Here is a 15,347-nt window from a genome sequence, read left to right on the forward strand (position 1 = left end):
GTGAATTGCCTGTTTTTCTCTATTTCACAGGCAATTCGACATATTAATAAAATAAAATTTTTGATATTATTCCCGTTCTAGCAGTTCTTGTCCTGCAATACCAGGCTTTGTCATCTCATATGGATTCAAAATAATATCAAGTTCTTCTTCTGTTAACACATCATTTTGCAAGCAAAGATCTCTAATGGATTCTCCACTTAAAATGGCTTCCCTTGCGATTCTAGCCGCGGCTTCATAGCCTAAGTGAGGGTTTACCGCAGTAATGACGCCTGCACTTTTTTCCACATATTCTTTCAAACGTTTTTCATTTGCTTCAATGTCCACTAAACAATGATCTGTGAATGAGCGGAATCCGTTATTCATTATACTAATAGATTGAAGCAAGTTAAAGACCAAAACAGGCTCCATCACATTTAACTCAAGCTGGCCTGCTTCAGAAGCAAGACAGATGGTATGGTCGTTCCCAATGACCTGGAATGCAATTTGGTTAATGAGCTCTGCCATGACTGGATTGACTTTCCCAGGCATAATGGATGATCCAGGCTGACGAGCTGGCAATGCAATTTCAGCAAGTCCTGCACGTGGACCAGATGCCATTAGGCGAAGGTCGTTGGCAATCTTAGACATGTTCATCATGCATACTTTTAATGCGGCGGACACTTCTGTGTAAGCATCTGTATTTTGCGTAGCATCCACGAGATGCTCTGCGCCTACAAGCGGAAGACCAGAAATATCTGCTAGCTTCTTCACCACGATTTCAATATAACGAGGATCTGCGTTTAGGCCTGTCCCAACAGCTGTTGCACCCATATTCACTTCATATAAATGCTGCTTTGATTGGTTGATCCGTTTAATGTCACGGCTGAGCACGCGGCTGTATGCCTCAAATTCCTGTCCTAAACGAATTGGAACAGCATCCTGCAGGTGTGTACGTCCCATTTTGATCACATGATCAAATTCTTTTGCTTTCTTTTTGAATACGTCCTGCATCGTTTGCATTGTTTCAAGCAGAATGTCTAACTGCTTCAATACAGCAATGTGGATAGCTGTTGGAAACGAGTCATTCGTCGATTGTGACATGTTTACATGTGTGTTTGGGCTTAAATGGATGTATTCACCCTTTTGATGTCCCATGATTTCTAGCGCTCTGTTTCCAATCACTTCATTGGCATTCATATTCATCGACGTTCCTGCGCCGCCTTGGATTGGGTCTACAATAAAGTACTCATGCAGCTTGCCTTCAATAACTTCATCAGAGGCTTGTACGATGGCATTTCCAATTCCTTCATATAAACGTCCAACTTCCATATTGGCTTGAGCTGCTGCTTTTTTCACGATGGCAAAGGCTCTGATCAGTTCCTCGTGCATGCGATATCCTGTAATCGGGAAATTTTCTTTTGCACGAAGGGTTTGAACCCCATAATACACGTCTGCCGGAATTTCTTTTTCACCCAGAAAATCCTTCTCATAGCGATAAGTTGCTTGAACCATCTGATATGACCTGCTTTCTATAGAATAGTTAAATCACTAAATCTTCTGCGATTGGCGTTTCCATAATCTTTTTCACTTCTCTTGGGTCTGTTGTTTTACCTAATGCCCACATAAGTTTCGGCACGATGGCTTCTGTGTTCATGTTTCGTGAACGTGCCACCAGTTCTTGATTGATTTTGCGTCCTACTTCATACACGCTCATGTCTTCTCCTTCTTCAAGACACTGAGTTGTGATGACAACAGAAATGCCTTCTTCGAGCAATTCGTTGATTTTCTCTAAAAGGTTTCTTCCTTCGAAAGGAATACCGCCGCTGCCGTAGCTTTCGATCACGACTCCTTTGTAGACGCCTTTGATTGCATCTAAGAACTCAGGCTTTAGACCTGGGTGCAATTTCAAGAGACAAACGTCGGTGTTTAAAGATGCGTCTAATTTAAGCGGTTTCATTGACGATCTTTTTACTTTGCTATTGTATTCAATTTGATGGTTTTCAATCGATGCAATATATGGGTAGTTAATACTTTCAAATGCATCATAGCTTTTCGTTCTTAGTTTGATTGCGCGTGTTCCTTGAATGACTCTGCCATCAAAGACAACATACACGCCGCCTACGCCGTCACATGCAAAGCGAATCGCATCGGTGATGTTTTTCTTCGCATCTGTTTTCTTAAACGTAATCGGGATTTGTGAGCCTGTAATGACAATTGGCTTATCCGGATTTTGCAGCATATAAGAAAGAGCTGCTGATGTATAGGCCATCGTGTCTGTACCATGCGTGACAACAAAACCGTCATATTGATCATAATTTTCATAAATGGCTGTTGCAATATCCACCCAGTATTCAGGCTGCATATTTGTACTATCTATACTCATTAGGGACTTTGTATCCATTGTATACTCTGCATTAATTTCGTTTAAATAGCTTAAAAGGTCCTCAGCTTTAACACCTGGAGCCAAACCGTTTTCACTCTCTACAGATGCAATCGTCCCACCAGTGGTTAAAAGCAATAATTTCTTCAACAGGTCCACCTCTTTCAATAAAATTACTTCGTTTGTCACACATATTATAAGCTAGCTTGTGCTATTCTATAATATACGCTTTACGCGTACCTTCATTGCCATTATAGTCACATAACGCGAATTAATCAAGAAATTATTACGCATAACGCGTACATTCCATGTCAAAATATGATATACTGTTGTTGTATATAAAGGAGCGTTCATGTAATGATACTCGATCGTTTAACCACCCTTAGAAAAAAGAAAAAATGGTCTCTCCAGCATACGGCAGATCGCCTAGGTATCGCCAAAAGCACCTATGCCGGTTACGAATCTGGGTACCGACGACCTTCGCTTGAAGCAGTGAAGCGGCTGGCTGATTTGTATGATACGTCCATTGATTTTTTACTTGGTAGAACGGACGAGCCAGAGATACAACGCAAAATCTCTGATATCAAAATTGAACTGACTGAAGCAAAAGAAGGAACCATCCTTGTCGACGGCGTTCCCCTAAATGATGAAGAAATCAAACAGCTTGTTGCCTTTATTCGGGCGAAAAACACTCTAAAAGTATAAACACAGAAAAGAGAGGTCCCTAATCAATCGGGTGCCTCTCTTTCCTTTTCCCTATCAGCTGCTTATGAATAAGGAGAAGACAGCTGACTTAATTCCTCTAACCGCCGCTTCGCTTCATCTTTATTAAACGAACTATAATAGCGATAATTCTCATCATCTAAGATGCGGTAATGCTGACTAAGCACATTTTGCTGAAGACGAAATGTGCCTTTTTTGATAGACGTCCGCCACCAAACCTTTCCGCCAATCGTACGTTCCACCGATAGATGCAATTCATCATGTGCCACGACTTCCAGAATCTCAAGCGGATCATCCCCAAGTGTCCCTTTTAAAATGTCACTATCCCTGAATAATGCACATACGGCCGCAGTTTGCGTCCAGTTGAGGCGCAGCCTATTTTTTTCAACCTGCTGCAAATGCCGTTTCGATAGACCAAGTACCTCAGCCATGCGGTCCTGCGTATAATTCTTTTCTTTTCGAATCCGTGCCATTTGTTCTGTGACGAGGTCGATTACCATCTCTTTATCCATCTCTCATCACCTCTCCGAGTGTTCAGTCTTTACTGACATCATACACGATTTCTTCGAAAAAGTGGCACCTCATCCTTCGGAATCATGGAAAATACATCCTAGTCGATCTGCTCTTCGACCTGACCATGCTGCTGTCTCCAGTTCTCTTGGGCTGACTGATTTAAATATGGGTAGATCTCTTGTTTGACGGCTTGCTCGAATACTTCTTCATCTAAAATACTGTACGCTGGAATCTTGATCAATTTCCCGTCTATTTTCCGAATCAACACATCCATGAAGAGAAAACCCCGTACACTGTACCGATGCCTGCGCATATCGATGGATTGAATGTCTTGAAAAGGGATCGCTTGCCCGCGATGTAAAACCGCGCCATTCTCCCCGCGCTGAATGCGAAAAATCACATTTCCTCTCTTCGTAAAAGCCGGCAGAATCATCAAAAAAGAGATCCAGCCATAAACAATGCCTAGTAGTCCGCCTAAAAATAAAAACAATGTATAATTCGATTCAAATGTAAGAGCTTCTGAAAACAACCAAATACCGATGATACCGAAGCCGCCTGTTGCTAAGAATGCCCATACCCTTAAAAAGGTCCTGCTCCTCACTTCTATTACTTCACTTGGATTCAAGCGTCATTCTCCTTTTCTCCATTAGAATATAGAACGTAATACGTCTCTATGAGCCGTCTCAATGCGAAATTCATTTTCTTTTATTCCCGACACAAGCCACGACTGTTCCTCACCTGGAATGACAAATAACATGGACTCCACATCAGGCGTATTGTTTTTGTCGTAGACGACCTTCATCAGGGAGTCCATCTTTCCTTTTCTCGCCTTTACATCAGAAACAAATGCCTGCACGAGTTCTTCGTTCTCTGCTCGATGAAGGAAGGAGGGCCACTCATTCTTCGCCTCACTTGCTTGCTCTAATAGCTTTTCAAATTCCTCTGCTTGCAGGGTGATGACAGGTGCAGGGTGATCACTCATCTGTATGTTGAAAAAGGCAGTCACTTGTTCCTCTGCCTGCTGATCGTCTTTCAGTTTTTGAATCTGATGGACTTGTTGATCATAAAGCGTGTGGTGCGCATATACGCCCATTTGTGTCGTGTGAAAGGAGGTACTGACTTCTTCATCTTTATCCCCAAATCGAGACGCCTTGACGGTGTGAGATGCATCATTCATCGCCTGAATGAAATGACGGTATTCCGCTTTATAACGATATTGTCTGTTTTGAAATTCAAGTACACCTTTTGCGAGCAAAGAGCGGCATGCAATTTCAAATAAAAACCCTAGGCGCTCGTCCTCTACATCAGGATAATACGCTTCCTTTAAGGACATGCCCTGTTCAAAATAGCCTTCACTGTAAAAACTAAAGATGAGTTCCTCAATACTTAGACTTAGCTGATCCAACTTGATCTCTCCTTATCCAAAAGAAAATGCACCCTTAAAGAAATCGCCTGCACCTTTAATGAGCGAATCTGCGGTTTCTTTTGTTTTTTCTATCCCTTTATGTATCACCTGATTTGCCTGATCAATGGTGTCATTGACTGCTTTCACACCTTGACCCGCCAGCTCGAATGCTTGTTTCCCTTTATCCACGACCGCATGAATTGGGTCCTTTAATTTCACTGCAACCTGCTCAGCAAAGCCTGATGTCAGCTTGGCGACTTTTTCTCCTATAAATCCACCGACTGCTGAACCAATGGCTCCTCCGACAACGGTTCCAATCGGTCCTGCAAAACTTCCTAGAGCTCCTCCGACAACGGCACCTGCGACAGATCCGCCAGCGATAAAGACCGTATTGTTCACTGCATTTCCAACAGCCTTCGCATTTTCACGCTTAAGGACTTCTGGCTGATCACCGAATTCTGCATAGTTCTCGGCAATTTTCAATCCACAGCCGACCGTTTCCGTTGCACCAGTGACAACCGTTGCAATGATGGCATTTCCTTTCGCGAATCTTGATCCATTTTTCAAAACAGACTTGATCGCAGCCGTGTCCTTCCAATTGATACTTCCTTTTGTAAAGTCACGGACACTATTCGTGAATGCAACTGTATCGTCAGGATAAAATTTTGTGAATTTCTTATGGACCAAATCAGCCATCGACCAGTTTGATCGCTTTAATAATTCTTTTTTACTCAGCCAAATCCTTGCTAACCGGTCAAATCTCGTTCCTTCTACCCGGCTGGTCAGATCAAGCAGCAGCTTTGAATGCTGCGCTGCATACCGGCCATTGTCTTTAATGAAGGTCGTCATCCCAAGCCCGTAGTATTTCGCCTGCATCATCACAATACCAGCTAAGCTCGTGAGTGTACCATATTGATCATAGATGCTGTACATTTTCCGTAAAATATCGTCTGCTTCGACCATTTTATCTTTTGCATGACGAATCGCAATATCATCACTGCTCAATTTACTGATCAATGCTTGTCCTGCTCCCCATGCATCCCCGACACCTGAAAAACAGCTTCTATACCGAGGATCACAGCCTAAAATGAGACCATCCAGTTCACTATGTAAATCGCGGTGCTTCGTTTCAATGACAGACAATTCGCCTACAACATCATTCGCCAGTCCTGTCAGCTGATCTGGATCAACCACAATGTCACGTGCCATCACATCATCTCCCTTCTCGATTTCTTTCTCTCCGTTCTTCTCTTCTCTTTCGCTCAAGCTCTTCCATTCTGGCAATTTCAGCTTTCCGTTCCTCGATTTTGACCGCTGCGTCGCGCAGTTCCTGACTTGTTTCAAGCAAGTCCTTTTCAAATTGATCATAGCGTGACGTTGTTTCCTCAAAGCTTTGATCAAATTTATTCCTTGCTTCTCCCTGCCAGCCTGATCCTACTGCCTTCAGCCGATTCTCCAGCAGCTGCTTTGACTGCCGAATCTCATCAGCTGCTTCCTGAAACTTTTGAGCGAGTGCCAGCGTTTGACTAGAATCCAACTTTCGCACCCCTTTCTCCCAATTCAACGTACAAATGGATGATTTTATATGTCCTCATTATAAATAAAAAGACACCCAAAAAAATCACCCTAAAGAACCATTCAACACACCACCTAATGAAAGTAGGTCTTTTTACTCTCTAATTGCCAGAGAAAACCTTTCTTGTTATGAAGCGCATTCAAGACGTGATAAAATGGACGTATTCTACAAAAGGAGTGACGTATAGATGAAAAAGGAAATGATTCAGCGTTTCACAAATTATGTGAAGGTAGATACGCAGTCAGATGCAGAAAAGGAAAGCTGCCCATCTACTGAAGGACAGTTGAACCTAGCGAGACAGCTAGTTGAAGAGATGAAGTCCATCGGGATTCAAGAAGTGACAATGGATGAAAACGGCTATGTCATGGGAACGATCCCGTCTAACACTGACAAAGACGTGCCGACCATTGGCTTCCTGGCTCATATCGACACAGCCACTGACTTCACCGGCAAGAATGTGAAACCGCAGCTTCATGAAAACTATCAAGGCGGCGACATCACCTTAAATGATGATCTACATATCGTTTTATCTCCAGCACAGTTTCCAAATTTACAAAAATATCAAGGACATACGCTGATCACAACAGATGGCACGACCCTGCTTGGTGCAGATAACAAAGCAGGTATCGCAGAAATTATGACCGCTATGCATTACTTGATTGAGCATCCAGAAATCAAGCATGGAAAAATTCGCGTCGCCTTTACACCAGATGAAGAAATTGGCAGAGGGCCGCACAAATTTGATGTTGATGCCTTTGGCGCTTCCTATGCTTATACAATTGACGGAGGACCGCTCGGGGAGCTGCAATATGAAAGCTTCAACGCAGCAGGTGCGAAAGTATCAATTAAAGGAAACAACGTCCACCCAGGGACAGCAAAAGACAAAATGGTCAGCGCTGCGAAGATTGGGATGCTCTTCCACAACAAGCTTCCTTCTGATGAATCTCCGGAATATACAGAAGGCTACGAAGGATTTTTCCATCTCACGAAGTTTGTAGGAGAAGTCGAAGAAGCAGAGCTGCAATATATTATTCGTGATTTTGATAAAGACAAATTTAACGATCGCAAAGCACTATTTGAAAAAATAGCAAATGACTTAAAAGCCATCTACGGAGAAAACAGCATAAATCTCAGCATTCAAGATCAATATTATAATATGAGAGAAAAAATTGAGCCGGTGAAACATATTGTGGATATTGCCCATGAAGCAATGGAAAACCGCTCAGTGACACCTGTGATCGAACCGATCCGCGGCGGTACAGATGGCTCCCAGCTTTCATATAAAGGTCTTCCAACGCCAAACATCTTTACTGGCGGGGAAAACTTCCACGGTAAATATGAATTTATTTCTGTCGAGAACATGGTGAAAGCAACAGAAGTCATCGTTGAAATCGCACGTTTATTTGAAGAAAAAGCATAGATATGTTTACAACCGTTCCTGTTCGGGAACGGTTTTTTAATAAAAGTTTACAATTTTCTGAAACTTTTATGACACTTTTTCGTACTAATAGAGACAACACCAGAAAAATTCTTCTTGACGAGTGCAATAACTGGAAATATAATAGTTAAAAACAACCAGTATTTTAGACCTAAATTAGCAGATCGACTAAACCTTAAGAACTAAACCGATTCTGCTGCTTATTTTCAGTTATAAACATCACTCACCCTGTCTACACTAAAGAATAGGATGAATTGGAGGAATGTCATATGATGATTTTATTGATTATCGCTTCACTTTGCTGCTACTTACTATTCTCTTTCAAAAAAGATAACCGCACACCAAAACGAAAAAGCGCAGAGCTTTCGGAGTTTGAAATCTTTCGTATGCGCCGCCACTACAACGGAAAACGCCGTCATCCACTAAATGATGCACCTAAACAAGTATAAATCTAAAGAGAGAGCCTCATGAGGGGCTCTTTTTGTTTGAGTAAATAACAAAAAACGACCAGATTCATTGGCCGTTTTTCTTTTTATTTATATACCTTCGCAGGAACTTGAATCATAGGAATTCCTACATAATAAGGTGAAATTTCATATGGCTGGAAGACAACAGCAATTCCCTTTTTCGTGAAGTAATACTGCGTGTTGTAGTTGATTTCAATGTCACTTTTTTTCAGGTTCGCATAGAATTTGCTTTTATGTTTCTTTGTGTAGTTATAAATATAATCTCTTACTTTCGTACGTTTTTTCTTTGTTTTCACAACGTCTGTCAAGAACAGCTGCTTTGTCTTTTTCTTTGTTAACACATAGTTCATGCTGGAAACCATCGTATCCCCATGCATTCCACCATCATTCATGTAGTCATAGTTTAAGATACTGAGCTTCTTCCCATTGTTAAATTTCGTTTTAAACGATCTTTCGTACGTGATCTTCCCAAAGCCTTCCTTTTTCGCTTCGTCCTTTAAGAACAAGTACGTAGAATAGGAGAAGGAAATATCTTCTTTCAAATCACGATTGATGGTTTTCATATGCGCCTTGCTTAGGTTTTTCACCTGTGCATATTTGAACGTTTTTTTCTTTTTATAATAGTGTGTGCTTACTTTTGCTTTTTTTGCTTGTTTGGCATCCGCAGATCCAACTGGCGCAAACAACGAAACAATCAGCGAAAAAATGAGCAGGCTGATCATTAGGCCTTTTTTCATTGTCATAGTAAAAACCCCCATTTTTGTCTATTACCAATTGAGTATACCATGACAAAAGAACCAAAAGAAGCGCTATTTCCATATTATTCTTCCTTTTTCCACATCGGGTTTTTTACCATTATTTGTTTATGTGGAAAATTAAACAGTAAAAACCATTGACTTTCTCTCGAAAAAGTTGAATAATTATGTTTATTAAGAAAATTGAATCAAAAGGTAACCTTATTAAGAGTGGTGGAGGGACTGGCCCTGTGAAACCCGGCAACCGCTGTTCCTCGGAACAGAATGGTGCTAATTCCTTAAACAAGCAGATGCTTGTTTGAAGATAAGGCAGAGTTCTCTCAGTATATGATGCTCTTCCTTATCCAAGGAAGAGCTTTTTTATTTGATTTTTAACCTGTAGAAAGAAGGGATTCAGCATGACACAAGTACAAACCATTGGAAAGAAAACAACGAAACCGCCATTTCGCGCAGATCAAGTAGGCAGCTTACTTCGTTCAGAACGTATCAAGGAAGCACGCAAGCAAAAGGCAGACGGTACGCTGACAGCAGAGCAGCTCCGGCAAATTGAAAATGAAGAAATTACACGCATTGTGGAGAAGCAAAAAGAAATTGGATTAGAGGTTGTCACAGATGGAGAATTTAGACGTGCATGGTGGCATTTTGACTTTCTTGAGGGATTAGATGGGGTCGAAGGATTTGAAGCGGATCAAGGTATTCAATTCCACAATACGACAACAAAAGCGCGTGGCATCAAGGTAACGGACAAGATTGACTTTACAGATCATCCAATGCTAGAGGATTACCGTTTCCTTCAAAGCATCGCTGGTGATCATACGGCTAAAATGACGATTCCAAGTCCGAATATGCTCTTTTTCCGTGGAAAACTTGAAGAAGGAGTATACGACAGCCTAGAGGCATTCCACCATGATGTGGCACAGGCGTATAAGAAAGCCATCCGTGCTTTTTATGATGCAGGCTGCCGTTACCTACAGCTCGATGATACAGCATGGGCCGTGTTCTTTTCTGAAAAAGGGCATGAACAAATCAAAGCCTTTGGCCGAGAAGAAGATGAACTTCGTGAGTCATTTGCGAAAACAATCAATGAAGCGGTTGCCGATCGTCCAGAGGATTTGGTGATCACTATGCACATTTGTCGTGGTAACTTTAAATCGACGTGGGCAGCTGAAGGCGGTTATGAAGCAGCGGCAGAAACGATTTTTGCCGGCTTAGATCTGGATGGTCTCTTTTTAGAATTCGACGACGATCGTTCTGGCGGTTTTGAACCCCTACGCTATGTGAAGAACCCAAACCTCCAAATCGTACTAGGGCTTGTCACTTCAAAATATGGTGAGTTTGAGCCGGCTGAACAGATTAAAAAACGGATCGAGGAAGCGGCTCAATATGTCGACATTAACCAGATTTGCTTGAGTCCGCAATGCGGGTTCGCCTCAACGGAGGAAGGCAATCTGTTAACAGAAGAGCAGCAATGGGAGAAGCTGCGTCATGTGATTGAGATTGCAGATCAAGTGTGGACTTCATAGTCCCCTTGACGAAAAAAAGACAAACCGCAGTATGAACGGTTTGTCTTTTTCTTTTATGCATCTAAATGATCACCATTTGTCGCAATCACTTGTTTATACCAATCGAAGCTTTTCTTTTTCTTTCTATCTAATGTACCTTTTCCTTCGTTATCACGGTCAACATATATGAAGCCGTAGCGCTTTTTCATTTCAGCTGTTGATGCGCTGACAAGGTCAATTGGGCCCCAGCTTGTATAACCCATCAAGTCTACTCCATCTGCAATGGCTTCTCTCGCCTCTAGCAAATGACTTCTGAGGTAATCAATTCGGTAATCGTCTTGAATGGATCCGTCTTCTTCTACTTGATCGACAGCTCCCAATCCATTTTCTACAATAAACAATGGTTTTTGGTAGCGGTCATATAGCTGGTTTAGTGTTGTACGAAGTCCTTTTGGATCAATTTGCCAGCCCCAATCACTTGCTTCTAGATAAGGGTTTTTCACGCCTTCAAATAGGTTACCACCAGTAACTTGTCCAAGAACCTCTGGATCTGTACTTGTCACAAAACTCATATAATAGCTGAAGCCAATATAGTCCACTGTATGGTTTCTTAGGATGTCTTCATCACCATCTTGGAACTCAATATGAATTCCATTTTCGCGGAAGTATCGTTTCATGTAACCTGGGTAGTAGCCTCTTGCCTGTACATCTGAGAAGAACAATGTTTTACGATCCTGATCCATTGCAGCAAACATATCTTCTGGTCTTGAGCTGTACGGATAAGTTGTCATCGCTGCAATCATACAGCCGATTTTCGCATCAGGAATGATTTCGTGTCCTGCTTTGACAGCTAAAGCACTTGCAACAAATTGGTGATGCGCTGCTTGATATTGAATGCTTTTCTCGTCATCACCCTCTTCAAATACAAGTCCGCCGCCAGTGAAAGGCGCATGTAACACGACGTTGATTTCATTAAAGGTCATCCAATATTTCACTTTGTCTTTATAGCGAGTAAACAACGTTTTCGCGTATGTTTCATAAAGATCGACAAGCTTACGGTTTCTCCAACCGCCGTAGTTTTTCACAAGTGCAAGCGGCATTTCATAATGAGAAATCGTGACAACTGGTTCAATTCCATGTTTATGCAGTTCATCAAATACTCTGTCATAAAAAGCAAGGCCTGCTTCATTTGGTTCAGCATCGTCGCCATTTGGGAAAATACGCGGCCAAGAAATGGATAGTCTGAAGCATTTGAATCCCATTTCTGCAAAGAGTGCAATATCTTCTTTATAGCGATGGTAGAAGTCAATCGCATCATGATATAAGTTCAAGTCTTTCATTGATTCATCGAATGGATGCATAATCCCGTGTGGTGATACATCAGCTGTCGATAAGCCTTTTCCATCTTTATTATAAGCACCTTCAATTTGGTTGCCCGCAACAGCGCCGCCCCATAAGAAACCTTTAGGAAATGTTTTTTCTAACTTGTTCATGTTGAATGCCCTCCTCATTTTCTTCTACACTGACTGTGAGCAGTGTCTCTTGTACTGAAATCGTGCCTTCTGTTTTCGCATCAACTTGTGCAAAATCGTTTGTGTTGGTCACAATAATTGGTGTGGTGACATCATAGCCTTCTTGCTGAATGCCCTCGATATCAAATTCAACGAGCACATCTCCTGCTTGAACAAGATCACCTGACTCTACATGACTTGTGAAATGTTTTCCGCCGAGCTTCACCGTATCAATTCCAACATGGATGAGAAGCTCTGTGCCTTGGTCACTCTTTAAGCCAATGGCATGTTTCGTTTGAAAAATGGTTTCAACCTTGCCGTTGAATGGTGCTACAACACGTCCAACTGTTGGAACAATGGCTGTACCTTTACCCATGATTTCATTAGAGAATGTTGCATCATTTACTTGATTTAGCGGCTTTAGTTGACCTTCAAGCGGGCTTTGTACCACTTCATTTTGAAGTGCTGCTGTGTCTTTCTTTTCTTCTGGTTTGTCTGCTTTTGTATCATCTTTCACTGGTACATCTTTGAATCCTAGGACAAGTGTCATGATGGTTGCTACAACAAAACCGATGACCAATCCAATGATAGAGTAGACAAATGTTGGGCCAATGAATGTTGGGAGACCTGGGAGACCTGCTGATCCAGATATCACATATGATTTTACTTTAAAGATCGACATGAACACGCCGCCTGCTGCTGCACCAATGAGGGCTGCAAAGAACGGTTTTTTCAATCGCATGTTCACACCATACATAGCAGGTTCAGTAATACCCATTAATGCAGTGATACTTGTAGACATCGCCAATGATTTGAATGTTTTGTTTTTTGATCTTAAGAAGACACCGAATGCTGCGCCTGCTTGTGCCATATTCGCTACAAACATCATTGGAAGAATGAAGTCAAAACCGTTTAACGTAATGTTGTTGATCATGATTGGAAGTAGTGCATAGTGCATACCCGTAATGATCAATGGTGACATGAAGCCGCCGATCAAGAATCCGGCCAAAATACCTGCATGTTTGAACAATAAATCAATTCCACCTGAAAGACCATTTCCGATAATCCCACCAAGCGGTCCTACCGCGATGAGCATAATTGGTACTACGACAAGAAGTGTGACCGTTGGAACAAGAATGATCTTTAATGATTTCGGACTATATTTTTCTGCGAATCTTTCAACATATGAGCCGAGCCAGATGGTGAGTAGAATTGGAATCACCGATGAAGAGTACACAACAGAAACCACTGGCAAGCCTAGAAATTCTGTATTTCCCGCGCCCAGTAAAGCAGTTAACTGCGGGTGCAGTGCGGCTGCTGCAATGGCAGCGGCAATATACTGATTTGTGCCAAGTTTTTTGGCTACGCTTACAGCTAGTAGAATCGGTAAGAAGTAAAAGGCTCCGTCTCCGATGGCTGTTAAAATTGCATACGTACTGCTTTTATCTGATATCCACTGGAACGTAAGCATGAGTGCCAATATTCCTTTGATCATACCGGCTCCAGCGATGGCTGGAAGAATCGGCGTGAAGACACCAGAGATAAAATCGAAAAGTTTTGATATCACATTTTGTTTTGATGCTTCTTCTGTACCGCCTGACTTTACATCTGTTGACAGTCCTGAGTCAGCAATCATCGCTTGATAGACATTTGAAACATCATTGCCGATAATGACATGATATTGGCCTCCGCTTTGATTCACACCCATGACGCCGTCTGTTGATTGCAGCTTCTCTTTATCCGCTTTGCCTTCATCGTATAAGTTGAAGCGAAGTCTTGTCATACAATGCGTGACGTGCTTGACGTTCTTTTCACCGCCGACAAGCTCTAGAACTTCTTTTGCTGTTTGTTTGTGGTTCATTGTATTACCCTCCAATCGTTGATTAAATCATGATATAGAAAAAACCTAAACATCCATTAATGTCCGAGAAATAGCAATTCAGACATTAATCGATATTTAGGTTTTGCCTGCTTAACCAGTAACAATCCTTCATAGCGATTGATCGTTATTTAATTTTTATAAGTCTTTAGATATAAAAAAACCTAAATCACGCCTTATCAAAGATAGGGACAATGATTTAGGTTTTGCCTGCTTGACCAGTAACAATCCTAAAAGATTGTGGGTTATTTTGTTTATAGTTATAAATTATCATGTTAATTTTATGATGTCAACGCTTTCTTTTTGAATTTATTTTCTTTTTACCACTCTGTCGATATGCAAAGTTAAATATAGCATCTCATCTTCTATGAGACTTCGGTTGTATTCTTTTTGAACATAATCATTAATTTTCTCAGCACATTGAAAAGCCGCGGTGTTTTTCTCTTTTACTACTTCATACAGGAATTCATTTTGATTTTCCATTTGTGTTTCGTTAAACAGACGCTGTCCAAAAAACTTCAAATGCGTGACAAAACGGAAATAATTTAATGATTCCTCGTCTAAATCAATTTGAAAGTGATACTTGACGATATTTAAAATATCTTGAATGAGTTTGGTAATTTGAATCACGTTTGGCATTTCTTCATTGAGCTCTGCATTGACAATATGCATGGCAATAAAACCGGCTTCATCCTCAGGAAGATGAATGTTAAGCTTGTCCTGAATAATCCGGATCGCTTCTACACCACACATGAACTCTTCTTTGTACAACCGTTTGATTTCCCAGAGCAAGGCATTTTTGATGTCCATTCCTTTTTGATGACGTTCAATAGCAAAGGTGATATGATCCGTCAGCGTCACATAGATGCTGTCATTCAAATTTTTATTAAGGGTTGTTCTCGCATGATCAATAATCGCCTCACACACTTGCATATACTCGATTGGAATATCATAAAGCAGGGTTTTGAATTTTTCTGATATATCTTTATTTTGAATGGAAAATACTTTTTCAATACGTTCTTCGTCAATCGGATCTCCACTTTTCTTTTGAAAAGCGATCCCTCTGCCCATAATGACCAGCTCATGCTGCTCGTCATCATACGCACTGACCACATTATTATTGATTACTTTCGAAATGATCAATTGATACCCCCCAGTACATTCCACTTTTTCGAGCAATTTATCGTTGATTGATATGTCATTTTATTATTATTTTCAA

At 41.3% G+C, this 15,347-nt stretch carries 15 protein-coding genes and 1 riboswitch; of the genes, 4 read left to right on the top strand and 11 right to left on the bottom strand.

Annotated features, from left to right (window positions below):
* Window positions 1-66: 66 nt before the first annotated feature.
* Window positions 67-1,491, bottom strand: a complete 1,425-nt coding sequence (gene aspA / locus C6Y02_RS03790; RefSeq protein ID WP_066031535.1) for an aspartate ammonia-lyase — start codon at window positions 1,489-1,491, stop codon at window positions 67-69.
* Between the two features lie 28 nt (window positions 1,492-1,519).
* Window positions 1,520-2,509, bottom strand: a complete 990-nt coding sequence (locus C6Y02_RS03795) for an asparaginase (RefSeq protein ID WP_003215391.1) — start codon at window positions 2,507-2,509, stop codon at window positions 1,520-1,522.
* A 207-nt stretch (window positions 2,510-2,716) separates the two neighbouring features.
* Between C6Y02_RS03795 and C6Y02_RS03800 the strand changes: the two genes are divergently transcribed.
* Window positions 2,717-3,064, top strand: coding sequence for a helix-turn-helix domain-containing protein (locus tag C6Y02_RS03800; RefSeq protein WP_003214932.1), 348 nt, complete (start codon window positions 2,717-2,719; stop codon window positions 3,062-3,064).
* A 62-nt stretch (window positions 3,065-3,126) separates the two neighbouring features.
* Here C6Y02_RS03800 and C6Y02_RS03805 read toward each other — a convergent pair whose 3' ends face one another.
* From C6Y02_RS03805 to C6Y02_RS03825, 5 genes are all read right to left on the bottom strand, one after another.
* On the bottom strand, window positions 3,127-3,594 hold the full coding sequence (locus tag C6Y02_RS03805; protein ID WP_034660471.1) for a helix-turn-helix domain-containing protein: 468 nt from the start codon (window positions 3,592-3,594) through the stop codon (window positions 3,127-3,129).
* A gap of 98 nt (window positions 3,595-3,692) precedes the next feature.
* Window positions 3,693-4,220: a YfjD family protein gene (locus C6Y02_RS03810; protein ID WP_106030680.1), complete on the bottom strand. Its 528-nt coding sequence runs from the start codon at window positions 4,218-4,220 to the stop codon at window positions 3,693-3,695.
* A gap of 21 nt (window positions 4,221-4,241) precedes the next feature.
* Window positions 4,242-5,000, bottom strand: coding sequence for a hypothetical protein (locus C6Y02_RS03815; protein ID WP_106030681.1), 759 nt, complete (start codon window positions 4,998-5,000; stop codon window positions 4,242-4,244).
* A gap of 12 nt (window positions 5,001-5,012) precedes the next feature.
* The gene (locus C6Y02_RS03820) at window positions 5,013-6,209 is read right to left on the bottom strand and encodes a DUF6861 domain-containing protein (RefSeq protein WP_034660741.1); all 1,197 of its coding nucleotides are present in this window, start codon (window positions 6,207-6,209) and stop codon (window positions 5,013-5,015) included.
* Window positions 6,210-6,213: 4 nt separating this feature from the next.
* On the bottom strand, window positions 6,214-6,537 hold the full coding sequence (locus tag C6Y02_RS03825; RefSeq protein ID WP_034660474.1) for a WXG100 family type VII secretion target: 324 nt from the start codon (window positions 6,535-6,537) through the stop codon (window positions 6,214-6,216).
* A 226-nt stretch (window positions 6,538-6,763) separates the two neighbouring features.
* Here C6Y02_RS03825 and pepT point away from each other — a divergent pair, with 226 nt between their 5' ends.
* Complete coding sequence (gene pepT / locus C6Y02_RS03830) at window positions 6,764-7,996, top strand: peptidase T (RefSeq protein ID WP_106030682.1); 1,233 nt, start codon at window positions 6,764-6,766, stop codon at window positions 7,994-7,996.
* Window positions 7,997-8,283: 287 nt separating this feature from the next.
* Window positions 8,284-8,463: a hypothetical protein gene (locus tag C6Y02_RS03835; protein WP_003215411.1), complete on the top strand. Its 180-nt coding sequence runs from the start codon at window positions 8,284-8,286 to the stop codon at window positions 8,461-8,463.
* Between the two features lie 83 nt (window positions 8,464-8,546).
* Here the strand turns inward: C6Y02_RS03835 and C6Y02_RS03840 are convergent, their stop codons facing one another.
* Window positions 8,547-9,224 carry a DUF3298 and DUF4163 domain-containing protein gene (locus C6Y02_RS03840; protein ID WP_066031534.1) on the bottom strand — a complete coding sequence of 226 codons (678 nt, stop codon included), beginning with the start codon at window positions 9,222-9,224 and terminating at the stop codon, window positions 8,547-8,549.
* Window positions 9,225-9,434: 210 nt separating this feature from the next.
* Window positions 9,435-9,547, top strand: a riboswitch (SAM riboswitch).
* Between the two features lie 87 nt (window positions 9,548-9,634).
* On the opposite strand from C6Y02_RS03840, the gene C6Y02_RS03845 reads away from it, so the two are divergent.
* Entirely contained in the window at window positions 9,635-10,759 is a 1,125-nt protein-coding gene (locus C6Y02_RS03845; RefSeq protein ID WP_106030683.1) for a 5-methyltetrahydropteroyltriglutamate--homocysteine S-methyltransferase, read from the top strand.
* A 53-nt stretch (window positions 10,760-10,812) separates the two neighbouring features.
* On the opposite strand, the gene bglH is transcribed toward C6Y02_RS03845, so the two are convergent.
* The 3 genes from bglH to licT form a co-directional block, all read right to left on the bottom strand.
* A complete protein-coding gene (gene bglH / locus C6Y02_RS03850) occupies window positions 10,813-12,231 on the bottom strand; it encodes an aryl-phospho-beta-d-glucosidase (RefSeq protein ID WP_060597604.1) in 1,419 nt (472 codons plus the stop codon).
* Window positions 12,203-14,110: a beta-glucoside-specific PTS transporter subunit IIABC gene (locus C6Y02_RS03855; RefSeq protein ID WP_106030684.1), complete on the bottom strand. Its 1,908-nt coding sequence runs from the start codon at window positions 14,108-14,110 to the stop codon at window positions 12,203-12,205. The genes bglH and C6Y02_RS03855 overlap by 29 nt, the downstream gene beginning before the upstream one ends.
* Window positions 14,111-14,437: 327 nt before the next feature.
* The gene (licT, locus tag C6Y02_RS03860; RefSeq protein ID WP_034660482.1) at window positions 14,438-15,271 is read right to left on the bottom strand and encodes a BglG family transcription antiterminator LicT; all 834 of its coding nucleotides are present in this window, start codon (window positions 15,269-15,271) and stop codon (window positions 14,438-14,440) included.
* Between the last annotated feature and the right edge of the window lie 76 nt (window positions 15,272-15,347).

The organism is Bacillus sp. NMCC4, from assembly GCF_002998555.1.
Taxonomy (GTDB): Bacteria; Bacillota; Bacilli; order Bacillales; family Bacillaceae; genus Bacillus.

Excerpts from the sequence above, each read along its gene's own strand:
- C6Y02_RS03840 (WP_066031534.1), bottom strand. The coding sequence starts at position 9,224 with ATGACAATGAAAAAAGGCCTAATGATCAGCCTGCTCATTTTTTCGCTG.
- pepT (WP_106030682.1), top strand. The coding sequence starts at position 6,764 with ATGAAAAAGGAAATGATTCAGCGTTTCACAAATTATGTGAAGGTAGAT.
- C6Y02_RS03820 (WP_034660741.1), bottom strand. The coding sequence starts at position 6,209 with ATGGCACGTGACATTGTGGTTGATCCAGATCAGCTGACAGGACTGGCG.
- C6Y02_RS03845 (WP_106030683.1), top strand. The coding sequence starts at position 9,635 with ATGACACAAGTACAAACCATTGGAAAGAAAACAACGAAACCGCCATTT.
- C6Y02_RS03805 (WP_034660471.1), bottom strand. The coding sequence starts at position 3,594 with ATGGATAAAGAGATGGTAATCGACCTCGTCACAGAACAAATGGCACGG.
- bglH (WP_060597604.1), bottom strand. The coding sequence starts at position 12,231 with ATGAACAAGTTAGAAAAAACATTTCCTAAAGGTTTCTTATGGGGCGGC.
- C6Y02_RS03800 (WP_003214932.1), top strand. The coding sequence starts at position 2,717 with ATGATACTCGATCGTTTAACCACCCTTAGAAAAAAGAAAAAATGGTCT.
- C6Y02_RS03835 (WP_003215411.1), top strand. The coding sequence starts at position 8,284 with ATGATGATTTTATTGATTATCGCTTCACTTTGCTGCTACTTACTATTC.
- C6Y02_RS03855 (WP_106030684.1), bottom strand. The coding sequence starts at position 14,110 with ATGAACCACAAACAAACAGCAAAAGAAGTTCTAGAGCTTGTCGGCGGT.
- aspA (WP_066031535.1), bottom strand. The coding sequence starts at position 1,491 with ATGGTTCAAGCAACTTATCGCTATGAGAAGGATTTTCTGGGTGAAAAA.